We start from the raw sequence: 25291 nt of genomic DNA, 5'->3' as shown, positions 1-25291 counted from the left end.
TCACCTCTCCCCAAATCGGTTTAACTTCTCTTTAAAGGCTGCAACGTTCTCTGCCGGGTTTCCCTTAAACACGGCCGAGCCGGCCACAACAACGTCGGCACCCGCTTTCAAAACATCTTCCACGTTCGATAGCTTCACCCCTCCGTCAACCTCAATAACAAGCGAAGGGTTCAGCTCAACTGCCAGCTCCCTTAACCTGCGAATCTTCCCAAGGGAAGTGGGTATAAACTTCTGCCCGCCAAAGCCCGGGTTAACCGACATAACCAGAACAAAATCGAGAAAGGGCAGTATCTCCACCAGGAAGTCAACGGGAGTAGAAGGGTTTATAACAATCCCCGCCTTGGCTCCCAGCTCCTTTATCTGCTCAACTATACGGTGGTGGTGAACGGCCGCCTCAAAGTGAAACGACACCCAGTCGGCCCCGGCCTTTACAAAGGCAGGAATATACCGCTCGGGCTCAACAATCATCAGGTGAACGTCTAAAGGAAGCTCCGTTACCTGCCTCAGAGACTCAACAACGGGAATACCAACGGTGATATTGGGGACAAAACGGCCGTCCATAACATCAACGTGCAGGAGGTCTGCTCCGGCCCTCTCTACGGCCGAAACCTCCTGGGCCAGGCGGGCAAAATCCGCAGACAGTATGGAAGGAGCAAGCATCGGCACCATCTCAACCTCCGGTGAAGCCAAATTCTACCAGCGCCCTACAAATAAAAAAAGGGGGCAAGAGCCCCCTTAAAGAAGAGAAATCGAAGAGGGAGTGGTTAGCCGCTTAAACGGCGTCTCCTCCTGAGTAGGGCAAGGGCAACAGCCGCCGGGAGGTAGGAGAGGAGACCTGCCGGCCCAGACGGGGAGAAAGAGCACCCCCCACCTCCGGAGCTAACCCCTGCCGAGGAGCCGGAACCGGCCACCTCCTTAACAAGACCAACCACAACACTTCTACCGGAAGCGGGAGCAACCTGAACCTCAAGACGGTTACCGCTAACAACCTTCGAAGTAACCGTGCCGTTAACCACCTTAACACCGTAATCGGATAGAGGCTCCTTAATCTCAAAGAGCACCTTAAACGGGTTATCGGAGGGAGCAACCGCAACCGCGGCTATTAAATCACCGGCCGAAACCCCTAAAGCAGAAGCGGCTTCCTCGGTTTGAGCACGGGTGGCAATAACTTCACCGTCTACCTCTACCTTAACCGTAGAGTAGTCGAGGATGGCAGCAGGAAAGCCCATAGACTCAATCTCTCTCCTGGTCCAATCTGCAAAGGCATACTCGGTAAGCGTCCGCTGAACCTTCGGCACGAAAGCGGTAGAGTTCTCAACCGCAGGGTCAAACGGGAAGTAGAGGTTTACCTTCCTCGTGAAAACGGCCCCTTGAAGCTCACTCTCCCTACCGCCGTGGCAGTCGTCACACCTCAAAGCCTCCGGAGCAGGTCTTACGTTATGAGAAACCCCGAAAGGAATAGCCGTTGCAATGAGCTTCACCTCCACATCCCGCCCAACGGCACCGGAAACAACCTTTTTCACCGTAGAAAGGGCCGCGCTCACCTCCCGTTGGGTGTTAACCTCGGGAACTCCGTCGGGAGAGCCGTCAAGGCCGGTATCGTCGGTTATCTGAACATCAACGCCGGGAGTAAAGGCTCCGTCCTGGTCAACGTCTATAAAGTTGGGGAGGGCGTTAATAAGCCTCCAACCGCCAGCAGCAAGGTCTGAATCCTGGGATATAACCCCGCTCTTCACCTTCAGAACCAGGTGACCGAAACTACCGACCCTAACCGGTTTACCGCTCGAGTCCACCTCCTCAATAATGTAGCGGGTCGGCAGGTCGTAACTGAGGCCGAAAACCTTAGCCAAGTAACGGGGAATCACCGGCCTAAAGGTCCCTTCCGAATTATCGGCAAAGAACAGAACCCCCATGGCATTGGCAGCACTTAACTTCCAAACCACCTCACCCGTTGAAAAGTCCCTAATCGGGAAGAGGGCAACGTCAACCGGTGTTCCGTTAACGGAGTCGCCGCCCACGTAAACGTTCTTAGTAAGGCCGAGGAAGGTGTAGCCGTTACTGTCACCGGACACCACAAACATAGGTAACGTCCAGTCCATCAGCTTAGCCTCAAAGAAGTACTTCTTAGGAATGTGGCAAGTTGTGCAGGCTACCTTCTCCAGGTGCTCGGCTGCTGCCGGGCCGAAAGCTCTCGAGTGAAGCCCAACCGGGTTCTCATGACAACTCTCGCAGGAAGCGCTACCTGCAAGCTGGTGCCACCTTACCGTAAACGCCGGACCGGCGTTACCCTTTGCAAAATCGTGGGACGGAATGAGCGAGGGGACATCGGGGAAGTAACCGGTTCCTATATAGTCGTGCTTAACAGGGGCGTGGCAATCTACACACCCTTTAACGTTGCCATCTCCTACGTACCTTGCCCACCTGTGAACGTCAACGTTCCTGGGCACCGGAATGAGAGAGCCGTCTACCTTAGAGGAGACGTAGTTCCCGTCGGTAATGGTCTCGTTAAAGAACCAAACTTTAGCCTCCTTTAAACCGTCCGGCTGAAGGTAGCGCAGGTCCTTAACCTGAAGGAGGAAATCCAGCTTGGTTATCCTGCCGTCACCGTCGAAGTCGTCCCAGCCGCCGCCGTGACACTGACTACAGTGCATATCGTTGGAGTGAACTATAAAACTACCGTCAACCTGTAACCCGGCAGTGGCGTTATCGGCGTCAAAGGCAAGGTTGTAGTTAAAGGTGTTATCGGGGTTCAGGGTTGCAATTCCCGAAGAGAGAGTTCCGGCACCTGAAAAGTAACGCAGCTTAAAAGTCGCCAACCTGTAAGAGAGCAGGGGCATATTAAACGTAGAAGAGGGAGCGTAGGGGTTCTGAGAGCCGATAACGCTCGAATGGCACATAAAACAGTTGGGAGCAAGGGTGTTATTTACAGTCTCGTTTCCGGCGGAAATGGTCCAGACAAAAGGAACGAACCGCTTCTCCTTCGGACTCCAAACCGTGTAATCACCGAGAACCTCACCGTTACTGAGGGCGGCCTCTATCTCCGACAGGGACTTCTCGTGAAGGAAATTCCCCTCCCGGTCCCTCTCCATAGGACCGCCGCCAGGGTGGCACATGCCGCAGGCAGCATCGTACTCGGGGGTAGTCATATCAACAGTTTGAGGGTTAGAAGACTTAACGGGCGCCAACTGGCGGTAAGCGGGCGCTCAGAGCTTTCCGTACATTCCCATGTCGAGCTTGCTCAGCTCTTTCGGAAGGCCGTTAGTAAACTGAGAATCGCCGAACCTTTCGTAGTAAAGCTTGTAAACCTCGTCAGAAAGAATCGCCAACCTACCCTGCTGAAAGTGAAAAGAGGAGCCGATAAAATCGACATCGTGGCATGAACCACAGCTCCTCCTGATATCAATAGGCAGGTGACTTTCGCTAACAGGCCTACCGAACTGATCCTTAAGGGTGATAATCGGGTGTGCTTGGGCGGCATACCCCAGAAAAATTGAAGCAGTTAGAAGTTTTAAAAGCAATCGCATGGCCCCTCCCTTTAAGTTTTATTTACTTTTTTGCTTTTTTAAAGGCCATAAATGAAATTAAAGCGGAAATTCCGTCATCAATAATTAAAACTCAACTGCAACGGAAAGGCATTAATAAAATTCATAGATAGACCACTTTTGTAAACTTCTCACTAAATAGGTAAAAGGAGGTAAAAGTTGATTAAGCCCTACAAAGGAATAGAACCGAAAATAGGCAAAAGAGTTTTCATAGCCGAGAACGCAACCGTCATAGGCGACGTTGAAATCGGCGACGACAGCAGCATCTGGTTCGGAGCAATCCTCAGGGGAGACGTAAACTTCATAAAGGTAGGGGCCTGCACGTCCATTCAAGACGGCACTGTAGTCCACGTAACAAACAGAACCCACCCCACAATAATCGGAGACTACGTAACCGTAGGACATGCAGTTAAACTCCACGGGTGCACCGTAAAAGACAACTGCCTTATAGGCATAGGGGCAATCATACTCGACGGCGCAGTAATAGGAGAGAACTCCATAGTTGCCGCAGGGAGCCTTGTCCCTCCCGGCAAAGAGTTCCCTCCGGGCAGCCTCATAATGGGCTTTCCCGCAACGGTAAAGAGGGAGCTTACACCCGAGGAGATTAAAGGCCTTAAAGAGCACGCCCTTAGATACGTTAAATATAAGAACGAGTACCTTGAAAGCTTTAAGTAAGGAGCGCCTCATTGGAAGAGAGACTGACCGAAAGAGAGAGGGATATACTTTTAAAACTTACCGAGCTCTACATAAGGGAAGGAGAGCCGGTGGGCTCGCGAACTCTTCAAAAAACCTTCAAACTCCCCTTTAGCCCTGCCACTATCAGAAACGTAATGGCAGACTTAGAGGATAAAGGGTACCTTTACCAACCCCACACATCTGCCGGCAGAGTCCCCACGGATAAAGGGCTCAAAATTTACATAAATAGCCTCTTCCTCGCACTCGGCGAAGAGGAAGAGATCCTTGTAAACAGGCTGATAGACTACTTAAAGAGCGAAAAAGTCCAAGACCGCGACGAAATACTCCTGAAAGTCTTAGACTACCTGCAGTCTTTTACGGGTTATGTAGGCTTCGGCGTCAACTTGGTAGAGAATCTAACAGTTGAATCGATAACCCTGGTGAAGGTGGCTTCCGAGAAAGTTTTAATAGTTATCAACTTCAAACCCGACTACGTCCTCCACAAGGTCATCCGAGCTTCAATCCCCGAAGGAGAGCTTCAAAAACTCAGCAGAGCCCTAACCCAAAAGTTCCGGGGCAAAACGCTCAGGGAAGTAAAAAGGGAACTGATAGAAGAAATAGACGGCCTCCGAAAGGAGATAGCCGAGCTCTCGTTCAAGCTCAACACCCAAATCCTGAAAACGCTAAACGAAGTCAACCACCTGGAAATCCAGGGAACCGCAAACATAGTAAACATGGTGGCCGACGACATAGCCCGTATGAAGAAGGTCCTTGAAATACTTGAAGAGAAGAGCCTCTTCTTAGAGATACTCAGGAACTTCCTCGAGGAGAAAAAAGAGGTATCGGTAATTCTCGGCTCCGAAACCGAAGTAGAGCCGTTAAAACCCTTCAGCCTGGTTATAAGCAAGTTCAGGATAGGCTTTAAAAACAGCGGAGTCGTAGGGATAATAGGCCCCAAGAGGATGGACTACACAAGTGTTATTCCCCTGGTGGAAAACGTAGCCCGGGCTCTGTCGAAACTGCTTGAAGAGAAAAAATAAGAGCCGGAGCCTTACTGCACACGCCCTTCAGGCTTACCGTTGCTCCCTTCCGGGCCTGGCGGGGTTCACCCTCCGGGCGTTGCAGAGACCCCGGCTGCTATTAATATATGCCCGGTGAACTACTTTTGGGAAGCTTTAAAGCTTTTAAAAGGGTGAAAGAGCTTCAAACCCAAAACCAGCGATAGCGCACTGAACTTGTCAAAAAGAGAAGGCTTATAATCTTGATAGTACGAGGCCCTGTTAACCTTAACTCTAACCTCCTTTTTTTCAGGGTCCACTCCGAACTTCAGAATCCCTATATCGAGTAGCATATCAACTACGCGCCGAAGCTCCTCGTCGTCTTCGGGATAGACTCCCCCGTTAACGTACCTCTCAATAACAGCATCGATATCTATAGCCTTATCCACGGCCGTCTCCAAATATAACTGTTACCTCAACAGCCCAACTAAACCAAGAAAAACACCTAACCCCTCGAGCAGAACCCCTATAGCTCCAAGCTGATATGCCTTAAGCTCAAGAGACTCCATCATCCTTGATTTAAAAACCCCAACCGTTAGCTTATAACAGAAATTTACACATGAACACTATGTAAGTTTTCACAGGCCTTAAAGAAAACAAGCTCCCTTAAAAACTACCTAATATTCAAACGCCAAATCCTTTTTTGTAACAGAGGAGAGGAACTCAGGAAAAGTCTTGAAAACAGAAAAGCTCAAAGGTGGGAATCCAACTGCCGACTATAAACTTAGACCTTTCCCCCACAACGTTTATTTTTAATTTAAAATGGCGGAGGGGGCGGGATTCGAACCCGCGGTACCCCTTTTAGGGGTACACACGATTTCCAATCGTGCCCCTTCAGCCAGGCTCGGGCACCCCTCCGTGCAGAGTGCAAATATAGTCTCTTTGAGCGGTGTTGACAAGTGATTGCTCCTTTAGTAAATTTCCGCTGCCCGCTACATTTTCGGCGTTTTACAAAAACGCCAATTTTCGGAGGAACACAGGATGAAGACCTTCATGCAGAAGAAGGAAGAGGTTCAGAGGGAGTGGTTCCTGGTAGACGCAACCGGGAAAACGCTCGGTAGGCTCGCGTCTGAAATCGCAAAAATCCTCATGGGCAAGCACAAGCCCACCTACACCCCCCACGTAGACGGTGGAGATTTCGTAGTTGTAATCAACGCCGACAAAATCCACGTTACCGGAAGGAAGCTGGAGAAGAAGATTTACTACAAGCACACCCTCTACCCGGGTGGCCTTAAGGAGACCAAGCTCAAGGACATGCTCAAAGAGAAGCCGGAAGAGGTTATCAGGCTTGCCGTTAAAGGCATGCTTCCCAAGAACAAGCTCCGCGACAGGAGGATGAAGAGGCTCAAAGTTTACGCAGGCTCTGAGCACCCCCACGGAGCACAAAACCCTAAACCCCTTGAGCTTTAACGGAGGAGACAATGGCTGAAATAAGATACTACGGTACCGGCAAGAGGAAGACTGCAATCGCAAGGGTTTGGCTTATCCCCAACGGAGAGGGGAAGATATTCGTAAGGGTATCCAAGAAGAAGGAGATACCCGCAGAGGAGTACTTCAACAGGCTCACGCTCCTGAAGATAATGCAGCAGCCCTTTGACGTAACCGGAACAAACGGAAGGTTCAACGTTCTCTGCACCGTAAAGGGCGGCGGTAAGTCTGCGCAGGCAGACGCGGTTAAGTACGGTATAGCCAAGGCTCTCCTCGCCTTCAACCCGGAGCTGAGGCAGACCCTCAAGAAGGCCGGATTCCTCACAAGGGATGCAAGAATCAAAGAGAGGAAGAAGTACGGTCAGAGGGGAGCTCGTGCAAGGTACCAGTGGTCCAAGCGTTAAGGTCGGTATTGTCGGCGCTTCCGGATATACAGGGGCGGAGCTTCTCCGCCTCCTCTCCATTCACCCCAACGCAACCGTTACCTATTTAACCTCCCGCCAGTTCAGGGGAAAGCAGGTTAAAGAGATTTTCCCCCACCTGATTAGAAGCCCCTTTGAAGAGCTCTCCTTCGATGAGTTCAACCCGGAAAGGGCCGTTGAGCTGTGCGACGTTGTCTTCTGCTGTTTGCCCCACAGGGCCTCTTTCCCGGCCGTAAAGGCCCTTATGGAGGCAAGCAGTAAGGTTAAGGTGATTGACTTCAGTGCAGACTTCCGGTTCAACTCCTTTGAAACTTACGAGTCGGTTTACGGAGTTGAGCACGGCGCAAGGGAGCTTTTCAAAGAGGCGGTTTACGGCCTTCCGGAGCTCTTCAGGGAGCAGATAAAGAGAAGCAGGCTCGTTGCAAACCCGGGGTGTTACCCGACAAGCGCCATCTTGGCCCTATACCCGGCGGTAGAGGCAGGAGCCGTGGATACAGACCACCCCGTTGTGGTCGACAGTAAGTCGGGGGTGAGCGGAGCCGGTAGGAAGGAGAGCGTCACTTTTACCTTCTGCGAGGTGAACGAGGATTTCAGAGCCTACTCGGTAGACGGCCACAGACACGGACCGGAGATTGCCGAGAAGCTGGGGTTAAAGAGCGTAAGGTTTACCCCCCACCTTGTTCCGATGAACAGGGGGATTCTGACAACCGCCTACTTTAAAACGGAGCTCTCTAAAGAGGAGCTTCAGCACCTTTACGAAAACCGCTACAAGGGGGAGTTCTTCGTAAGGGTCAGAACCTCCCCGCCGAGAACCCACGACGTAGCCGGAACCAACTTCTGCGACATCTACGTTACAAAGGATAAAGAGAGCGGCCTTGCGGTTGTTGTATCTGCAATAGATAACCTGGGGAAAGGGGCGTCCTCCCAAGCGGTTCAAAACATGAACTTGATGTTCGGCCTGCCGGAAGAGGCCGGACTGAAGCTCTTCAGCCTGTGGATATAGCAACTCCGCCTGCCCTCGGCAGCTCTTTCGCTGTTTTATAATGGTCTTAAGTTCAAAGAGAGGGCAGGAGATGGAGTTTACCACCCTAACCGTAGACCTCCTCGAGGGGAAGGCAACCCTTAGAAGGGAAAAGGGGAAAGGCGTTTTCGGCGTTCTCGACTACGGCTTAAAAGTCCACGAGGAGCTGAAAACCTACAAGCACGCCCCCTACTCCCCTTATAACGCAGTTGTTTTCGGCAAGGGCCCCTTTGCCGGCTCGATACTTCCCGGCTCTCACCGGCTCGTCTTCTTCTTCAGGTCTCCCCTCTACAAAACCCTCTACCCCTCAACCATGGGAGGGGCAGCCTACACCTTCCAGAGGACCGGCGTTGACTTTGTGACACTCATAGGAAAGGCCCAAAAGCCGTCGGTTCTGGTTATAGAGGGGCTCGAAAGGAGCGTAAAGGTTTACGTAGAACCTTTAGAAGAGGAGCTTCAAACCCTCTGGAAGGGAACGACCGAGCGCTTCGGCGTTTACAGCTTCACCGACTACTTAGTGGAGAAGTTCAAAAACAGGATAGCGGGCGAATTCAGGGTTGCCTGCGTGGGGCCCGCATCCCTCACAACCGACTACGGGGCAATCTTTTCGCAGACCCTCAGAAACGGCACTCCCGTAGAGGGGAGCGAAGACTGGGCCGCAAGGGGCGGAGGAGGCAGCGTTCTCCTGAGAGCCCACAACATAGCGGCCGTAATTTTCGGAGGAATCTACAGGGAAGAGAAGAGGGTTATCTCCAACCCCGACCAGACGAAAAAAGTCTTCGGGGCCGTTTACTCCAAGCCCCTCTTCCAGGTGATAACCGAGAAAACGACCAAGTACCGCTACAACCCGAAACACAAAACCGGGGGAACCTTCGGAGAAGACTACTACGCCGAAAGGGAAAAGACCCCGGTTTTAAACTGGCAGATGCCCTACATACCCCGGGAAGAGAGGGTGAAGCTCTTCAAGGTGATAGAGAAGGAGTACCTTGAAATCTTCAACAAGGAGGCGATAGAGACAAAGAGCTGGACAACCTGCGGCGAGCCGTGCCCCGCCGCCTGCAAAAAGGTCAGGAACGGACTGAAAACCGACTACGAACCTTACAACGCCAACGGCCCCCTTGCAGGGAACGTTTACCTGAAGGCGGCAGACAGCGCAGTCAGAACGGTAGACGCCTTAGGGTTCGACGCCATAGAGTTCGGCGGCGCGGCCGCCTGGATATTTGAGCTCGTGGCAAGGGGGATTTTAAAGCCGGAAGAGGCGGGTATAAGCGGTAAGCCCGTTCTCGACCTGAACGAGATTCAAAAAAGCCCCAAGGAGGTATCGAAGAAGAACGCAGAGCTTCTGGTAGAGCTTGCCCACAAAGTGGCATACCCCGAAGCGGAGCTCCACAAACTCCTGGGAAAGGGCAAACGGAAGGCGGCAGCCTTCATAGATAGCCGCTACGGCGAGAGGCTGCCCAAGGGGAAGAGCTCCCTGGACTACGCCGTTTTAGTTGCACTCGGAACGGAAGGTGAGGTAAACCCCACAATGTACTGGGCCGTGGGGAACTTCGTTCCGCTGCCGGTTCAGGGAAAGTACTGGACCTACTACAAGTTCGGGGTATTCCCGGAGCCCGAGGCCCTGGCCGAGAAAATTGCGGAGAGCTCAATATCTGAGTTCTGGTACGACAACGTGGGCTGGTGCAGGTTCCACAGGCGTTGGCTTACGGCAGGGCCGAGCAGCTGCGAGCTGGAGGGTGAGTGTGAGCTTGAGCGAAGCCTCTCAAAGCCCGTTCTCGAAAGGCTGTTTGAGGTTGTTTACGGCGAGAGGATAGACCTTGCAGAACACGCCAAAAACGTTCTATCAAGGCTTTGCGACTACGCCCTCAAGGCGGACTGCTACCCGGTGTTCCCGCCCTCGGAGCGGGTTGTAGACCTCATAGCCGCGGCAAGCAGCGAGTTCGGCAACAAGAGGTGGGAAGAGCGGTTCAAAGAGAGTAAAGTGAAGGCGGTCAGGGAGTACTTAAGCAGCACCCTAACCGCCTACGGAGAGCTCATAGGTTACGACAGGTGGAGGCTATAACTCCTTGAACAGGATAAGCTCCACCGAGCTCCCCTCCGGGAGCTTCCTTACCCCCTTGGGAACAACCATCAGGGCAACGTTGCCGGCCAAAGTAGAGAGGGCCCCGGAGCTCTGGTTCTTCAAGGGCACGGCAACGTAGCGGCCCCTCTCCCTGCTGAAGCTGTAAAGGCAGCGGGCAAACTCCGTCCTCTCGGCCCTCTTCCGGGAGTAAGGCGCCGAGAGCTCTGCAACCACCTTCCTCCTGAAGAGCTCCTTCGCCCCCTGAAGGGCCCTTAAAAAGGGGAAGAGGAAGAGGTTAAAGCTTACAGCCGTTGAGACCGGAAAGCCCGGAAGCCCAAAGAGGAATCTGCCGCCTCCTGCGGCAAAGAGAACCGGTTTCCCGGGCTTTACCTGTACTTTGTAAAAGACCACACTAAGCCCGAGCTCGGGCACCACCTCCTTCACGAAGTCGTAGTTCCCCATGGAGACTCCGCCGGTTGTAACAACAACGTCGAACTCCGCCAGGGCCTCCTTCAGCCTGCCGAGCACCTCTTCCCTTGAATCCCTCAGAATTCCGAGGTAGTGGGGCTCGCCCCCTGCCTCCTCAATGTAGGCAAGAAGCTGATAGGCGTTTGCGTTGTAAACCGCCTGAGGGGAGGGAAGGGGAGAGAAGGGCTCAACAACCTCGTTACCGGTGGCAAAAACCGCCACCCGGGGCCTTCTGTAAACTTCAAGCTGGGAATAACCGGCCTCGGCGGCTATTCCTACTTCGGCCGGGCCCAAAAGGGTGCCCCTCTCCAACAGGAGCTCTCCTTCTTTAAAATCCTCTCCAACCTCCCTAACGTTGCAGCCCGAAGGGAAGGGCCTCTCTACAACGACAAACCCACCCTCTACCTTCGCCTGCTCGAAGGGAACAACGGCGTCGGCCCCCTTGGGAACGGGGGAGCCGGTGTAAACCGTTACCGCCTCGCCGCGGCCCAACCTGCCACTCCAGGCAGAGCCCGCAGGAACCTCTCCTACGAGCCTCAGCCGGGCGGGAAGCTCGCTGAGGGAAGCTACGGAAACGGCATAGCCGTCCATAGCCGAAAGGGGAAGCCGGGGCTGGTTAAACGGAGCGATAACGTCGCAGGCCAAAACCCTGCCGGAAGCCTCGGTGAGGAAAACCCTCTCGGTGCCCAACCTAACGGCCCTTTCAAGAATCAGGCTAACAGCCTCCTCAAACGAAACGTAAACCCTCACGCTCCCTCCTGAAGAGATATCCTTGTTCTGCGTGAAAGTAGAACCTATAATCAAAGTTTAAACTTCCAACCTACTGGCCGGAGGCGGTTCTATGGCTCTAATCGTCCAGAAGTTTGGCGGAACCTCCATGGGCTCCATAGAGAGAATAAGGCTGGTGGCCCAAAGGGTCCTTGAGGAGAAGGAGAAGGGCAACCAGGTTGTAGTGGTAGTATCGGCAATGGCCGGCGAGACCGACAGGCTCATAGAGCTCGTAAAGTCCATAACCCCCGAGCCCAACGAGCGGGACATGGACTTTGTGGTCTCTACGGGGGAGCAGGTATCGGCAGGGCTCCTCTCTATAACCCTAAACCACCTGGGACACCCGGCAGTGGCCCTGTCGGGGTGGCAGGCCGGCATAAAGACCGACGACGCCTTCACCAAGGCGAGGATAATCTCGATAGACACGGAGAGAATCCTAAAGCACCTTAAAGAGGGCAAGATAGTTGTAATTACAGGCTTCCAAGGCATAACCGAAGAGGGCGAGATAACAACGCTGGGCAGGGGAGGTTCCGACACTTCGGCGGTGGCCCTTGCGGCGGCACTCAACGCCGACCGGTGCGACATCTACACCGACGTAGACGGCGTTTACACCGCAGACCCCAGAATAGTTCCCGAGGCGAGGAAGATACCGGTACTCTCCTACGAGGAGATGTTGGAGCTCGCCTCACTCGGTGCGAAGGTTTTACAGATTCGCTCCGTTGAGTTTGCGATGAAGTACAAGGTCCCGCTTAGGGTGCGCAGCACCTTCCAGCCAGACGAGGGAACCCTCATCAAGGAGGAAGACGAGACCATGGAGAGAGTGGTAGTAAGGGGAATAGCCCACAACAAGAACGAGGCGAGGATTACGGTTGTAAGGGTGCCCGACAAGCCGGGCATTGCGGCTAAGCTCTTCGACGCCCTGGCAGAGGCGAACATACCGGTAGATATGATAGTTCAGAACGTTTCGGTAGACGGCTACACCGACATCTCCTTCACCGTAGACAAAAACGACGCCCAGAAGGCCGAGAAGATAACCCAGAAAGTGGCCCAAGAGATAGGGGCAAGGGAAGTTATAAGGGACGACAAAATAGCCAAGGTCTCCATTGTAGGCCTCGGAATGAGGAGCCACGCCGGAGTTGCCGGCAAGGTGTTTGAAACCCTTGCCAACTACGGAATCAACATACTGATGATTTCCACATCGGAGATAAAGATATCCTGCATAATCGACGAGAAGTTCACAGAGCTCGCGGTAAGGGTTCTCCACGAAGCCTTCGGCCTCGATAAGGAACATTAGAGGGGTGCAGATGGTTTACATCTACGACACCACCCTGAGAGACGGAGCACAGACTAAAGGGGTCTCTTTCTCCCTTGAGGATAAGCTCAGAATCACCCAAGCCCTCGACGAGCTCGGGGTTCACTACATAGAGGGCGGCTGGCCCGGCTCAAACCCCAAAGACCTTGCATACTTTGAGGCCGTTAAGGGGTTAAGGCTCGGGAACTCAAAGGTTGTTGCGTTTAGCTCAACCAGGCGGAAAGGTTTAAAAGTTGAAGAGGACCCCAACATCCAGCAGCTTGTAAAAACGGAGGTTCCGGCTGTTACCGTGTTCGGCAAGTCCTGGGACCTTCACGCCACCCAGGCTTTGGGCATCAGCCTTGAGGAGAACCTCCAGCTCATATACGACACAATCTCCTACCTGAAGCGCTACTTTGAGGAGGTTTTCTTCGACGCAGAACACTTCTTCGACGGCTACAAGTCGAACCCCGAGTACGCCGTTAAGACCTTAAAAGTTGCAGAGGAAGCGGGAGCCGACTGCCTCGTCCTGTGCGACACAAACGGCGGAACTTTATGGTTTGAAACCGAGGAGATATTCGACGCGGTGCTAAAGGAGGTTAAGGCTCCCCTGGGAATTCACGCCCACAACGACGCCGATATGGCCGTTGTGAACTCGCTCATAGCCGTAAGGAAGGGGGCAGTTCAAGTTCAGGGAACGATAAACGGCTTAGGGGAGCGAACCGGAAACGCCAACCTGTGCTCGATAATCCCCAACCTGGTCCTGAAGATGGGGGTTGAGTCGATTCCAAAGGAGAACTTGAAGAAGCTCTACAAGGTGTCGCGGCTGGTTTCGGAGCTATCAAACAGACCCCACCCTGCAAACCTGCCGTTTGTAGGGGAGAACGCCTTTGCCCACAAGGCCGGAGTTCACGTTTCGGCGGTTGAGAAAAACCCCAAGCTCTACGAGCATATGGAGCCAGAGCTGGTAGGGAACAGGAGGAAGATTACGGTCTCGGAGCTCTCGGGAAGGAGCAACATCGTTAACAAGGCCAGGGAGTTTGGCGTAGAGCTCGAGAAGGGCTCTCCGGAAGTTAAAAAGGTCCTCGAAAGGGTTAAGGAGCTTGAAGCCCAAGGCTACCATTTTGAGGGGGCGGAGGGGACTTTAGAGCTCCTCTTTAAGGAGAGCGTGGGCAAGGCGAAGAAATACTTTGAGCTCAAAGGCTTTAGGGTTTTAACCGAGAAACGCTCCGACAACGACGAGGCCTACGCAGAGGCCACAATCAAGGTTGAGATACCGGAGGAGGTTGCAAGGGAGAAGGGATTAGAAGAGAGAGTAGAGCACACCGCAGCAGAAGGCAGAGGGCCGGTTGAGGCCCTGGACAAGGCCCTGAGGAAGGCCCTTGAGAAGTTCTACCCCGAGCTCAAGAGCGTGAAGCTCACCGACTACAAGGTGAGAATCCTGAACGAGGCGGCCGGAACGAAGGCGCTGCCGAGGGTTCTGATAGAGTCTACAGACGGCGAGAGCAAGTGGGGAACGGTGGGCGTTTCTCCCAATATAATTGAGGCGTCGTGGCTGGCCCTGGCAGACGCCTTTAAGTACAAGCTGATGAAGGAAGAGGAGAAGAAGAGAAGATGAGGGACTACAAGGTTCTCGGGGGATTGGGGGCGGTTTTCATCTGTTTAAGCGTAGTTCCCTACATAGGCCCCCTGCTCACACTGACAGGGGTTATCCTTCTCGGCTTGGCCTTAAAGAGCCTCGGGGAGCCGCAGCTCTTTAGGGATTTTCTGCTGTGGGTTGCCGTGGGGATTGTAGGCGGTGCGGCTGCCGCCCTTTTGGTTTTTACGGGAACCCTACCGGCAATTAAGGGAACCGGGGCACCGAGTTACGTTATAACCGGTGCGGGGCTGCTATTGGGTTACGTGACCGGAGTTGTCCAGGCCCTTTTCTTAAAGAGGGTTTTCGACAACCTACAGCGCCTTACGGGTCAGGAGCTTTTCGGCTGGGCCGGGAAGCTATTTTTAGCAGGCGCCGTTTTGCTCGTTTTGGGTATAGGCGTGGTTGTGGCCTGGGCAGGCTGGGTTGTTGCGGCCGTTGCCTTCTTTACAGCACCCGAGAGGCTCAGGCCATCTCCTTGAAGGTTTTCAAGGATTTAACCGCCTCCTTGAGCTTAGCAAGGAGCATCAGAGCTTCAAGGGGGGTGGTTGTAGATATCTCCACCTGAGCAATTTCCCTGAGTATTTTTTCAACTTCCGGCTCAAGGTTGGGGCCGGAGCCGTACTCAACCCTTTTCTGGGCAACCTGAAGGAGGGGAAGCTCGGAGCTTCCAGCGGAGTAGGTAAGGCTCTTACTGCCTTTACGGCCGCCCGACTCAAGGCTTTTTAGTATCTCCCTTGCCCTCTCTACCACCTCTTCGGGAAGGCCTGCAAGCTCGGCAACGTGGATGCCGTAGGATTTCTCCGAAGGCCCGGGCTTTACCCGGTGGGTGAAAACGACCTTGCCGTCTACCTCTTTAACGCAGACGTGGTAGTTCTTCACTCCCCTCACCTGCCCCTCAAGCTCGGTAAGCTCGTGGTAGTGGGTGGCAAAGAGGGTTTTGGCACCTATTCTGTTGCATATGTACTCAACTACGGCCCGGGCTATGCTCATACCGTCGTAGGTGCTTGTGCCCCTACCGATTTCGTCGAGGATTATGAGGCTCTTCTCGGTGGCGTTCTTTAAGATGTTGGCGGTTTCAACCATCTCCATCATAAAGGTAGAGAGGCCTCGGCTGAGGCTATCGGAAGCGCCAACCCGGGTAAATATCCTGTCTACAACGCCTATTCGGGCACTCTCGGCCGGAACAAAGGAGCCCATTTGGGCCATGGCAACTATGAGGGCGGTCTGCCGGAGGAAGACCGACTTTCCTCCCATGTTCGGACCGGTAATAAGGAGGAAAAACTGCTCCCTGTTAAGGGTGGTGTCGTTGGGTATGAACTCCTCCTGGAGGCTCCTTTCAAGAACGGGATGGCGCCCCTGAACTATCTCTACTTCGTAGAAGTCGCCCACCTCCGGCCGGGTGTAGTTAAAGTCCCTTGCCACCTTCGCAAAGGAGAGGAGAACGTCTATCGTGGCGAGCTTCTCGGCCGTTTCAACTATACGGGAGGCCCTGTCTGAAATAAAGCGGCGAAGCTCTTTAAAGAGTTCGTACTCTATCTTCTCTATGCGCTCCTGAGCCGAGAGGACTTTCTCTTCGAACTCCTTGAGCTCGGGAGTGATGAAACGCTCGGCGTTAACGAGGGTCTGCCTCCTTATGTAGTCGGAGGGAACCAGGTGCAAATTGGGCTTTGAGACCTCGATGTAGTAGCCGAAAACGTTGTTGAAGCCTACCTTAAGGCTCTGAATACCGGTTCTTTTCCGCTCCCTCTCCTCAATCTCCCTGATTATCTGCTCGGCGTTCTCCTTTATGCGGCGGAGTTCATCGAGTTCCGGGTGAACACCCTTCCTTATGAGGCCCCCCTCCTTGGGAGAGAGGGGCGGAGAGTCAACGAGAACCCTTTCAAGCTCGCAGTAGATATCGTAGAGGTCGTCGAAAGTTGAGGCAAGCTGAGATAGAAGCTCGGAGGAGAAGCTCTCAAGGAGCTTCTTAATTTTAGGCAGAGCCTTCAAGGAGGCCCTGAGCGAGGCCATCTCTTTGGGGTTTATGATTCCGGCCGTTGCCTTGGTAACAAGGCGCTCTACATCGTAAACCCCCGAAAGGAGCTCCGAGAGCTCGTCGGCGAGGAGGAAGCTCTCCTTCAGCTCTCCAACGGCATCAAGCCGCCTGTTGATTTCGCTTACGCTCCTTAAAGGGTGGAGTATCCAGAACTTTAAGAGCCTGCGCCCCATTCCCGTTTTCGTTCTGTTAAGGGTAGAAAAGAGGGTATCCCTGGAGAGGTTCTCAACAAGGGGCTCTGTAAGCTCCAGGTTCCTCTGGGTATAAGGGTCTATGTAAACGTAGCGCTCCCCCGTGTAACGCCTGGGGGATTTCAGCTTGGGAACAAACTCCTTCTGGGTCTCTTCAACAAAGCGGTAAATGGCGTTAACGGCCGAAAGTTCGCCGTTATCTGCGGCATCGGGCAGTTTAAGCTCGGGCTTAAAGTAGTCCCTCTCCTGAACAAGCGCGGCGGGAAGCTCTTCCTTAACGAGGGGGAGCTTCACCCCGGGAGGCAGGATAACCTCCTTGGGCCTAAACTTATTCAAAAGGGAGCGAAGCCCTTGGGCATCTACGGTTGTAAACAGGAAGTCTCCGCTTGAAAGCTCTGCCCAGGCAACGGCAAAGCGCCCCCTGGAGGCGGGGAAAACCGCCATGAGAAAGCGGTCTTCACTTTCGTCCTCAAAATAGGTTCCGGGAGTAATCACCCTTACAACGCCGCGCTTAACCACCTTCTTACCAGGCTTAGGCTCCTCCAGCTGCTCGCAAACGGCCACCTTGTAGCCCTTCTTAACCAGCTTGGCTATGTAGCCCTCAACGGCGTGGTAGGGAACGCCGCACATCGGGGCCTTCTCGCCCCCCTTGCCGAAGGAGCGCTTTGTAAGGGCAATCTCGAGCTCCCGGGCGGCAACTTCGGCGTCTTCAAAGAACATCTCGTAAAAGTCGCCCATCCGGAACATCAAAATGGCGTCTTTATACTGCTCCTTAAGCTCCAAGTACTGCCTAAGAGCCGGAGTCACCTTCTTCTTCAAGGACTATCTCCTCCACAACTGCGTACTCTTCGTTCAGCCACTTTGAGAGGTCTGCCAGCTTACACTGCTCACAGCAGAAAGGACGGAAAGGGTTGTTCTCCCACTCCACCTCCTTTCCGCAGTTAGGGCACTTTACCTTTTTCAAGGGAAGCCTCCGCAAAGGTTCCTATGAAATATAGATTTATCACCACCTAAGTGCACGGAGGGACAATGGAGAAGGTGGCCACCCAGAAGCAGCGGCTCGACCAGTTCGTTGCCGAGGCGGCCCAGATATCCAGAAGCCAGGCAAAGGAGATTATCGAGAAAGGCCTTGTAAAGGTCAACGGAAAGACCGTTCAGAAACCGGCATATAAAGTTAAAGAGGGTGAGAGGGTAGAGTTTGAAGTCCCGGAGCCCGAGCCCATAGAGGTCAAACCGGAGGCCATCCCCTTAGAGGTAATTTACGAAGACCAAGACGTTATAGTGATAAACAAACCGGCGGGAATGGTTGTCCACCCCGCCCCCGGCCACTACTCGGGAACTCTGGTTAACGCGCTCCTCCACCACTGTAAGGACTTGGGAGGAATAGGCGGGGCCCTCAGGCCGGGAATAGTCCACAGGCTCGACAAAGACACCGCCGGCCTAATTGTTGTTGCAAAGAACGACCTTGCCCAGCAGTCACTAATTGAGCAGTTTAAAAACAGAAGCGTAGGCAGGTTTTACAGAGCCCTAATCTACGGAATTCCAAAGAGAGAGCACGACAGAATAGTCCTTCCGATAGGAAGGGATAAGTTCGACAGGAAGAAGTTCTCTCCCAACACCACAAGCCCCAAGGAGGCCATAACCAACTACTGGGTTATTGAAAAGTTCCCCGAGCACAACGTTGCAGAGATAAAGTGCAAACTGGAAACGGGAAGAACCCACCAGATAAGGGTCCACATGTCTAACCTGGGCCACCCGCTACTTGGAGACAGAACCTACGGCTACAAACCAAGTAGAATAGAGGATGAAAAGCTCCGCAGGCTGATAGACGAGATGGGAATGCACGCCCTCTGCGCTTACTACCTCGCCTTCGACCACCCCAGAACCGGCAAGAGAATGGAGTTTGAGGTGGAGCTTCCGAAAGGCTACCAAAGGGTTCTGAACTACCTTAAAGGTTTTTATAGCACCGAGTAACCCCCCGGCGGATAATTAAAGTGTAAAACCTTTAAAACCCACGGGTAAAAAAGTGTTTACAGAACCTACGGAGTTCCAACCGGCAGTAATACCGGCAACCTACCCTAAAGAGAAGAGGCCGTGCTTTAAAGAGCGGCTCAAGCAGTTTACAGATGAACTCAAAATGTTAGAGGCGGTTTGCGGCGTTAAAAAAGTAACCTCCCCCGAAGGAACTGCCCTTTTGCTTGAGGTGACCGAAGGCCTAACCGAGAATGAAAAGGAAACCTTAATAGAAAAAGCCTATAGCCTGTTACTCACCAGGTATAAGGACCTTGCCATCGAGGTGGGTATAGAGCTTGATGAGTAACCACTTTCGCTGGGAAGAGCTTCTGAACACCGCCAAGTTCCTGCTGAAAGTTTCAAACTCACCCCTTTCAACTTCGCTGGGCAACAGACAGGCCTGCTACAGAACCGTGTGCAACAGGTGTTACTACGCAGTATTTAAGAACCTCGAAGACTACTTTAGAAAAGTCGGCGTTCTGTCCGAAAACAGCAGCCACAAAGAGCTTCTAACCTACGTGAAAGGGCACTACCCAAAGCTGTTCACCAAGCTCAAAAGACTCCAAACCCTGCGCATCGCAGCCGACTACGACCGCAAAGTACAGATAACCGAGAAGAAAGCCTCAAAAGCCCTTAAACTCGGGGAGGCGCTTCTCTCGGAGCTCAAAAAGAGCAACCTTACACCTTAAACTGAGAGAGGAGCTCCTTAAGGACGTTGGCCTCCCGCTTCAGGGCCTTTGTTGCCTGCTGAACCTCTTCAACGCCTTTCTTCTCCTGCTCAACCGCACCGTCTATCTCCTCTACCCTGCCTTCAAGCCCTTCCATAAGCTCAACGAGCTCTTCCTGACGGCGGGTGAGCAGGTCGGTCTTCTCCTCTGCCTCAACAAGGCTCTCCTTGGTCTTTTCCGCTTCTGCAACAAGGCCCGAGAAGCTCTCCGACATCTCCTCCATCTGAGCCGCCATCTCTTTAGTTTGAACGGCAACCTGTTTTATCCCCTTGGTGATAAACTCGGTTATCTGGCTGATTTCAAGGAGGGAGCTTCTCACCTTCTCGGCGAGCTTCCTTACCTCGTCTGCAACAACGGCGAACCCTTTGCCGGCCTCACCGGCCCTCGAGGCCTCTATGGCCGCGTTCAGGGCAAGGAGGTTGGTCTGCTCTGCAATGTTGGAGATTATGTCCACTATCCGTTTTATCTCTCCGGTTTTGCTCTCTATCGAGGAGACAAGCTCTTCAAGCTCTTCCTGTTTAGCCTTACCGCTCGAGACAACTTCGGTGAAAGAGGTAACGCTTTTTAGAAGTTCGTTCACAACGCCGCCGGCCTCTGAGAGAACCTGGGCGATTTCAGAGGCGGTCTGCTTGTTAACAAAGGCGTCTTCCTTCGTTGTAGAGATGCTCTCCCTTATTTCGGCAACGTCCTCGGCAACCGAATCACTGAGCTCCTTGAGTTTTTTGGCAATCTGGTCCAGGTGCTCGCTCTCTTTGTAGTTAACCTGAGCAACCTCCAAGGAGCGCAGCAGAAGCTCCTTGATACGCTGGATAACGCCGTTGAGGGAGCGGACCATATCGGCAATCTCGTCGTTACCCTCAACCGAGAGGTCAACGGTAAGGTCGAGCTGTTCCAGCCGGCCGACTTTTTCGTTGAGAAGCTCTATCCTCCTGCTTATGCTCCTACTCACAAGGTAGAGGAAGAGGGAAATGCCGACCATAAAGACCAGAGATGAAACTCCCACCGCAATGGCCTTGGCCTCGTTCTTCCTGTAAAGGCTCTTTATAAGCTCGCGGTTGCTCTCGGATATGAAGTCGTCAACCTGTTTCATAAGGTCTATCATCCTCGTGATTGTCTTGTACCAGTAAACGCTGTCTACGCCGAACCCTCCGGTTTCGGCTTTCTCAAGGGCTATACGCCTCATCCTCTCAACTTCAGAAACAACCGGAGAGTTCATCTTCTCCCTGTAGAACTCTAAAACCCTGTCGCTGGCTATAGACTTGAAGGCATCCAGGTAGGCCTCTTGCTGGGCAACAAGCTGAAGCCACTTGGCGAACATTCCCGGAGCGAACTTATCGGCGGCAAAGGCGTTGCTGAGAATGGCCCGCTCTATGCCGACCCTCTCCTTCGCCTTCAGGAAGCAAGAGTAACCCTTTAGAGCCTTTACGAGAGATGAAGTGCTTGCGTGCTTTGCAGAGAGGGCAACTGCGTCGAGCAGAACCTTGTTGAGGTTGGTGTAGTAGGCCACCTCTTCCTTAACCGGTATGGATAGTGAATCAACCTTCTGCCTTACCTGGGGAAGCTGAGCAAGGTAAGCGAGCGCCTCCTGAAGCTTCTCCCTTATATCCTCGGGGAAGGCATCGAGCCCAACGCGTGAGAGGAACTCCTTAAACTGAGCAACCCGTTCATCGGTCCTTAAACGCTGCTGCCTCAAAATAGCGGCAAACTTCTTCCCCCTGCTACCCAAGTAGCCGGCGCTGGCTCCGCGCTCCCTCTGGGTTTCATGGACGAGAAGACTGATTTTAGACGAGAGGTCATTTAAAACCTTCTCCCTGTTCAGAGCTTCCATCTGAAGCTTCACGTCGAAGAAGAAAAACCCCACAAGGGCAATAACGAAGGCCAGAATGACAACGTTTATGAGCAGCAACTTCTGCTTTATGGTCATCAGACCTCTCCGCGGCAGGAGTCTCACCTATATAATCGGCATTGGATTCAAAAGTTTTAACCAAACCATAGAGTAATACTCTTAACTTCTGAAGCTTCAAGGAGGGCAGGGAATCAGAGGTTCTCAAGGGCCTCTTTAAACAGCTCGGCCGTTTCAGAGTCTAAGGCGGTGAAGTGAAGCTCCTTCACAGAAGAGTTCGGAGTGTCTTTAAAGTAGTTAACAGCCTCGCTGACTATCACCTTAACCCCTTCCCTCTTGGGATAACCGAATATCCCGGTGCTTATCGCAGGGAGAGCCACAGAGCTTACACCCAAAGAGTCGGCAACCCTCAAGGCCGAACGAACGGCCCGCCTCAGTTTCTCCTCCTCGTTTCCCTCGCCCCAAACCGGGCCGACCGTGTGAATAACGTACTTCGCCTTTAAGTTCCCTGCAGAGGTGTAAACGGCACTTCCAACGGGAACAGGGCCGTTCCTCTCAACCAAAGCGTCGCTCTCTTTTTGAATAACCGCTCCCCCTTTTCTGACTATCGCACCGGCAACACCTCCGCCGTGTTTCAGAAGGGAGTTGGCCGGGTTCACAATAGCCTCGGTAGATTCCTCGGTAATATCACCCTGAACAGCCTTAAAAGTGCAACCGTTTACCTCTCTTTCTGCAAGTACCTTCAATTTTGCCTCCCGAGCGTATAAGTTTAAGTTAAACCCACCTTGAAGGAGTCGATATGGAGCTGTGGGTTCCGCTTGTAGTAGGAGCCGTAGGCATCTGGCTGGTTCTCAGGCTAAAAGACGGGAAAGAGTGTAGCGGAGACAGCTGCTCTCTATCCCAGGTCTCCCCAGATGAACTGGACAAGTGTAACTCCTGCAATAGCCGCCGTTTCCGCCCTTAGTATCCGCTTGCCCAAATAGATGGGCTTAAACCCCTTAGACTCAAGCAGCTCTATCTCTCCCTTCTCAAGGCCGCCTTCCGGGCCTACAAGGAGGGAAACGGAGGAGGCAACGTAGTCCTGGTAGTTCTTCAGGGACTTACCTCCCTTCTCCCAAAGAACAAACTTAAGATCGGAGTCGTCTTCCACCTCGGGTAGCGGCACGGGTTCCAAAAGCTCGGGCAAAACACTTCTGCCGCATTGCTTTGCAGCGTTAACAACTATCTCCTGCCACCTGCGCATCTTCCCCGACCAGTTCTTTACCAGCTGGGCGGTTGACGAGCGGGCACAAACCACCGGAACAATCCTCGTAACGCCGAGCTCGGTAACCTTCTGGAGGGCAAGCTCAAACTTCTGAAGCTTGTTGGTAAGACCCATATAGAGGGTGGAGTTCAAGGGGGAATCTCTGTTTACGTTTATCTCCTCAACGATTTTGAGCTTCACAGAGGTGGGCGAAGCGGCCTCTATAACGGCAGAGTACTCCTTACCTTCGCCGTCGAAAACTATTATCTCGTCGCCCTTTTTGAGCCTAAGAACTTTAAGGGCGTGGCGGGCCTCCTGCCCCCGCAGGTAGGCCACGCTTCCCTTGATTGAGTCTACTTTAAACCTTCTCATTTGTTGGCAAGCTCCGTAGGCTTCTCCGTTTTCTTCCGCTTCTTCTTCTCCCTGACGGAGATTCTACCCTTAGGCGTAACGTCAAAGAGGACTTCACCACCCTCTGTGAACCGCCCCATTAGGATTTCGTCTGTGAGCCTATCTTCCACAAGGGTCTGGATGGCCCTTCTGATTGTTCGGGCACCGTACTCCTTCTTAAACTCACGGGCAACTATGTAGTCTATGAACTTCTTGGTAACGTGAACTTTGAGACCCTTCTCCTCGAGCTCCTTGTTGAGCCGCTCAATCTGCTTCTTAACGATTTCTTTAACCTCCTTCTCGGTAAGGGGATGGAATACGACTATGCCGTCGAGCCTGTTTATGAACTCGGGTTTGAAGTAGCGCTTCACTTCGTCGAGGACGAGGGACTTCATACGCTCAAAGGAGCGCTCTTCCTCTTTGCCGTCGGCCACTTCAAACCCCATTCCCCTCTGGGCGGAGATGAGGTGTTTTGCCCCGAGGTTGCTGGTCATAATGAGTATGGTGTTGGTGAAGGAGACGGTTCTGCCCAGGCCGTCTGTAAGCCTGCCGTCTTCCATGATTTGAAGGAGTATGTTGAGAACGTCTGGGTGGGCCTTTTCTATCTCGTCGAGGAGTATTACAGAGTAGGGCTTACGCCTTACAGCCTCGGTAAGCTGGCCGCCCTCTTCGTAGCCTACGTAGCCCGGAGGCGAACCTATAAGCCTTGAGACGGAGTGTTTCTCCATGTACTCGGACATGTCTATCCGTATAAGGGCCTTCTCGTCGCCGAAGAGGTACTCGGCCAGGGCTTTTGCAAGCTCGGTTTTACCCACGCCAGTAGGCCCGAGGAAGAGGAAGCAACCTATGGGCCTGTTTACGTTTGCCCTTATACCAAGGCGGGAGCGCTTAATGGCCTTTGCAACGGCCTCTACAGCCTCGTGCTGGCCGACAACCCTCTTGTGGAGCTCTTCCTCAAGGCGTTTGAGCTTCTCGGCCTCTTTTTCTTGAAGCTGCTGAACGGGAATACCCGTCCAGAGGGCCACTATCTCCTCTACCTTCTTCTCGTCTATTACAACCCTCTCCTGCTTCTGCCTGAGGCGAGCCTCTCTCTTGAGCTCCTCCAGTTCGGCAAGGAGCTTCAGCTCCTTCTGCTTGTACTCGTGGGCCTTTTCGTACTCGGCCATGGCAAGGGCCTCTTCTTTCAGGGCCTTAACCTCTTCTATTTTTTTCTCAAGGGCCCTTACCCTGTCGTCTTTAGCACTAACCTGAAGCTGGGCCTTAGCCCCCGCCTCGTCTATTATGTCTATAGCCTTATCGGGGAGCTTCCTGTCGTTTATGTAGCGAACCGAGAGCTTCACCGCCCTCTCTATGGCCTCGTCGGTTATAACAACGTTGTGGAACTCCTCAAACTTAGGCTTGAGCCCCTTAAGTATCTCTATGGTGTCCTCAACGGAAGGCTCCTCAACCATAACGGGCTGGAACCTCCTCTCCAGGGCTCCGTCCTTCTCGATGTACTTGCGGTACTCGTCTATGGTTGTTGCACCGATTACCTGAATCTCTCCCCTTGAAAGGGAGGGTTTGAGTATGTTGGAGGCGTCCATGGAGCCCTCTGCCGCACCGGCGCCTACAAGGGTGTGAAGCTCGTCGATAAACAGAATCACGTCCTTGTTGTTCTCAAGCTCCTTAACTATCGCCTTTAAACGCTCCTCAAACTGCCCACGGTACTTCGTGCCGGCAATAAGGGAAGCCATATCAAGGGACACTATCCGCTTGTTCTTCAGCTTCTCGGGCACTTCACCCTTGGCGATTTTAAGGGCAAGTCCCTCTACTATGGCCGTTTTACCTACACCCGGCTCTCCAACAAGCACCGGGTTGTTCTTCCTCCTGCGGGCAAGGATATGGGTAACCCTCTCTATCTCCTTTTCCCGGCCTATAACGGGGTCGAGCTTACCCTCTTCGGCAAGCTTGGTTAAATCCCTACCGAACTTATCCAGGTTGGGAGTAGAGCTCTTCTTGGGCCCCTTCTTCTCGGTTGTTATCCCCTTAAGGAGGGTTGCAACCTCCCTGCGAAGGGTGTAGTGGTCGAGCCCGTAGCTTCTGAGAATTCTCCCCGCAAGGCCGAGCTTCTCCTTAGCAAGGGCTATAAAGAGGTGCTCGGGGCCAACGTAGGGGCTGGCCATAAGCTTGGCCTCTTCAACTGCATGCTCCAAAACCCTACGGGCCTCGGTAGAGAAGGTAACAGTGTTTATATCCACCTCGTAAGGTGCAGGCTGAATCTGAGACAGGATAATCTCCTGAATTCTCGCCTTGGATATGTTGTAACGGGCAAGAATCTGGTTGGTTATCTCATCTTCCTTTAAAAGGGAAAGGAGTATATGCTCCGTTCCCAGTTTCTCACACCGTAAGGATACCGCCTGCTCTTTGGCCTTTATAATTATTTGGCGGGCTTTTGTTGTAAACCTTTCAAACATCTACGCTCCTTTGATTTGGTT

23 protein-coding genes, 1 tRNA gene and 1 other RNA gene are annotated in these 25291 nt (G+C 53.0%); 12 read left to right on the top strand and 13 right to left on the bottom strand.

Translation table 11 applies throughout. From position 1 onward, the window contains the following. The 3 genes from rpe to THEAM_RS09785 form a co-directional block, all read right to left on the bottom strand. Nucleotides 1-669: a ribulose-phosphate 3-epimerase gene (gene rpe / locus THEAM_RS01985; protein ID WP_013537144.1), complete on the bottom strand. Its 669-nt coding sequence runs from the start codon at nucleotides 667-669 to the stop codon at nucleotides 1-3. 95 nt (nucleotides 670-764) lie between these two features. Further along, on the bottom strand, nucleotides 765-3089 hold the full coding sequence (locus tag THEAM_RS01980; RefSeq protein WP_013537143.1) for a cytochrome c3 family protein: 2325 nt from the start codon (nucleotides 3087-3089) through the stop codon (nucleotides 765-767). A gap of 114 nt (nucleotides 3090-3203) precedes the next feature. Further along, entirely contained in the window at nucleotides 3204-3326 is a 123-nt protein-coding gene (locus tag THEAM_RS09785) for a hypothetical protein (RefSeq protein ID WP_269667534.1), read from the bottom strand. 375 nt (nucleotides 3327-3701) lie between these two features. Here THEAM_RS09785 and THEAM_RS01970 point away from each other — a divergent pair, with 375 nt between their 5' ends. Both THEAM_RS01970 and hrcA read left to right on the top strand, forming a co-directional pair. Continuing rightward, nucleotides 3702-4217 carry a gamma carbonic anhydrase family protein gene (locus THEAM_RS01970; protein WP_013537141.1) on the top strand — a complete coding sequence of 172 codons (516 nt, stop codon included), beginning with the start codon at nucleotides 3702-3704 and terminating at the stop codon, nucleotides 4215-4217. Between the two features lie 11 nt (nucleotides 4218-4228). Continuing rightward, nucleotides 4229-5257, top strand: coding sequence for a heat-inducible transcriptional repressor HrcA (gene hrcA, locus THEAM_RS01965; RefSeq protein ID WP_013537140.1), 1029 nt, complete (start codon nucleotides 4229-4231; stop codon nucleotides 5255-5257). Here the strand turns inward: hrcA and ffs are convergent. From ffs to THEAM_RS01955, 3 genes are all read right to left on the bottom strand, one after another. Further along, nucleotides 5256-5353, bottom strand: an RNA gene (gene ffs, locus THEAM_RS09545) — signal recognition particle sRNA small type. The genes hrcA and ffs overlap by 2 nt on opposite strands. A 23-nt stretch (nucleotides 5354-5376) precedes the next feature. Continuing rightward, entirely contained in the window at nucleotides 5377-5664 is a 288-nt protein-coding gene (locus THEAM_RS01960; RefSeq protein ID WP_013537139.1) for a hypothetical protein, read from the bottom strand. Between the two features lie 374 nt (nucleotides 5665-6038). Continuing rightward, nucleotides 6039-6133 (bottom strand) — tRNA-Ser (locus THEAM_RS01955). A gap of 123 nt (nucleotides 6134-6256) precedes the next feature. Here THEAM_RS01955 and rplM point away from each other — a divergent pair. From rplM to THEAM_RS01935, 4 genes are all read left to right on the top strand, one after another. After that, entirely contained in the window at nucleotides 6257-6685 is a 429-nt protein-coding gene (gene rplM / locus THEAM_RS01950) for a 50S ribosomal protein L13 (RefSeq protein ID WP_013537138.1), read from the top strand. Between the two features lie 11 nt (nucleotides 6686-6696). Further along, complete coding sequence (rpsI, locus tag THEAM_RS01945) at nucleotides 6697-7107, top strand: 30S ribosomal protein S9 (RefSeq protein WP_013537137.1); 411 nt, start codon at nucleotides 6697-6699, stop codon at nucleotides 7105-7107. Continuing rightward, nucleotides 7079-8128 (top strand): N-acetyl-gamma-glutamyl-phosphate reductase, encoded by a 1050-nt coding sequence (gene argC / locus THEAM_RS01940; RefSeq protein ID WP_013537136.1) that lies wholly within the window; start codon nucleotides 7079-7081, stop codon nucleotides 8126-8128. Before rpsI ends, argC begins: the two co-directional genes overlap by 29 nt. A 70-nt stretch (nucleotides 8129-8198) precedes the next feature. Next, entirely contained in the window at nucleotides 8199-10208 is a 2010-nt protein-coding gene (locus THEAM_RS01935) for an aldehyde ferredoxin oxidoreductase N-terminal domain-containing protein (RefSeq protein ID WP_013537135.1), read from the top strand. Here THEAM_RS01935 and THEAM_RS01930 read toward each other — a convergent pair. Next, a complete protein-coding gene (locus THEAM_RS01930) occupies nucleotides 10203-11426 on the bottom strand; it encodes a molybdopterin molybdotransferase MoeA (RefSeq protein WP_013537134.1) in 1224 nt (407 codons plus the stop codon). The two genes, THEAM_RS01935 and THEAM_RS01930, sit on opposite strands and share 6 nt — an antisense overlap. 91 nt (nucleotides 11427-11517) lie before the next feature. Here THEAM_RS01930 and THEAM_RS01925 point away from each other — a divergent pair, with 91 nt between their 5' ends. The 3 genes from THEAM_RS01925 to THEAM_RS01915 are packed head-to-tail and all read left to right on the top strand — an operon-like array spanning nucleotide 11518 to nucleotide 14853. Then, complete coding sequence (locus tag THEAM_RS01925; RefSeq protein WP_013537133.1) at nucleotides 11518-12738, top strand: aspartate kinase; 1221 nt, start codon at nucleotides 11518-11520, stop codon at nucleotides 12736-12738. Nucleotides 12739-12748: 10 nt separating this feature from the next. Then, complete coding sequence (cimA, locus tag THEAM_RS01920) at nucleotides 12749-14353, top strand: citramalate synthase (RefSeq protein WP_013537132.1); 1605 nt, start codon at nucleotides 12749-12751, stop codon at nucleotides 14351-14353. After that, the gene (locus tag THEAM_RS01915) at nucleotides 14350-14853 is read left to right on the top strand and encodes a DUF996 domain-containing protein (RefSeq protein WP_013537131.1); all 504 of its coding nucleotides are present in this window, start codon (nucleotides 14350-14352) and stop codon (nucleotides 14851-14853) included. Before cimA ends, THEAM_RS01915 begins: the two co-directional genes overlap by 4 nt. Here the strand turns inward: THEAM_RS01915 and mutS are convergent. Together mutS and THEAM_RS09540 are read right to left on the bottom strand one after the other, a co-directional pair. Further along, nucleotides 14837-17419: a DNA mismatch repair protein MutS gene (mutS, locus tag THEAM_RS01910; RefSeq protein ID WP_013537130.1), complete on the bottom strand. Its 2583-nt coding sequence runs from the start codon at nucleotides 17417-17419 to the stop codon at nucleotides 14837-14839. The genes THEAM_RS01915 and mutS overlap by 17 nt on opposite strands. Next, complete coding sequence (locus THEAM_RS09540; RefSeq protein ID WP_013537129.1) at nucleotides 17391-17564, bottom strand: DNA gyrase inhibitor YacG; 174 nt, start codon at nucleotides 17562-17564, stop codon at nucleotides 17391-17393. Before THEAM_RS09540 ends, mutS begins: the two co-directional genes overlap by 29 nt. A 65-nt stretch (nucleotides 17565-17629) precedes the next feature. Between THEAM_RS09540 and THEAM_RS01905 the strand changes: the two genes are divergently transcribed. Genes THEAM_RS01905 through THEAM_RS01895 form a run of 3 tightly spaced genes read left to right on the top strand, consistent with a single transcriptional unit; the run spans nucleotide 17630 to nucleotide 19302 of the window. Next, nucleotides 17630-18574, top strand: a complete 945-nt coding sequence (locus tag THEAM_RS01905) for an RluA family pseudouridine synthase (protein WP_013537128.1) — start codon at nucleotides 17630-17632, stop codon at nucleotides 18572-18574. Between the two features lie 52 nt (nucleotides 18575-18626). Further along, nucleotides 18627-18920: a hypothetical protein gene (locus THEAM_RS01900; RefSeq protein ID WP_013537127.1), complete on the top strand. Its 294-nt coding sequence runs from the start codon at nucleotides 18627-18629 to the stop codon at nucleotides 18918-18920. After that, nucleotides 18913-19302 carry a HEPN domain-containing protein gene (locus THEAM_RS01895; protein WP_041439372.1) on the top strand — a complete coding sequence of 130 codons (390 nt, stop codon included), beginning with the start codon at nucleotides 18913-18915 and terminating at the stop codon, nucleotides 19300-19302. The genes THEAM_RS01900 and THEAM_RS01895 overlap by 8 nt, the downstream gene beginning before the upstream one ends. Here THEAM_RS01895 and THEAM_RS01890 read toward each other — a convergent pair. The 4 genes from THEAM_RS01890 to THEAM_RS01875 all read right to left on the bottom strand — a co-directional run bounded on the left by THEAM_RS01890 (nucleotide 19292) and on the right by THEAM_RS01875 (nucleotide 25270). Beyond that, a complete protein-coding gene (locus tag THEAM_RS01890; protein WP_013537125.1) occupies nucleotides 19292-21265 on the bottom strand; it encodes a methyl-accepting chemotaxis protein in 1974 nt (657 codons plus the stop codon). The two genes, THEAM_RS01895 and THEAM_RS01890, sit on opposite strands and share 11 nt — an antisense overlap. Nucleotides 21266-21378: 113 nt before the next feature. Then, the gene (locus THEAM_RS01885; protein ID WP_013537124.1) at nucleotides 21379-21930 is read right to left on the bottom strand and encodes a macro domain-containing protein; all 552 of its coding nucleotides are present in this window, start codon (nucleotides 21928-21930) and stop codon (nucleotides 21379-21381) included. 149 nt (nucleotides 21931-22079) lie between these two features. After that, nucleotides 22080-22799, bottom strand: coding sequence for a 16S rRNA (uracil(1498)-N(3))-methyltransferase (locus THEAM_RS01880; RefSeq protein WP_013537122.1), 720 nt, complete (start codon nucleotides 22797-22799; stop codon nucleotides 22080-22082). After that, nucleotides 22796-25270: an ATP-dependent Clp protease ATP-binding subunit gene (locus tag THEAM_RS01875; protein ID WP_013537121.1), complete on the bottom strand. Its 2475-nt coding sequence runs from the start codon at nucleotides 25268-25270 to the stop codon at nucleotides 22796-22798. Before THEAM_RS01875 ends, THEAM_RS01880 begins: the two co-directional genes overlap by 4 nt. Between the last annotated feature and the right edge of the window lie 21 nt (nucleotides 25271-25291).

Source organism: Thermovibrio ammonificans HB-1 (assembly GCF_000185805.1).
GTDB classification, from domain to species: domain Bacteria; phylum Aquificota; class Aquificia; order Desulfurobacteriales; family Desulfurobacteriaceae; genus Thermovibrio; species Thermovibrio ammonificans.
Note: the sequence above shows the minus strand (reverse complement) of the source record. Positions and strands in the feature narration are given on the sequence as shown.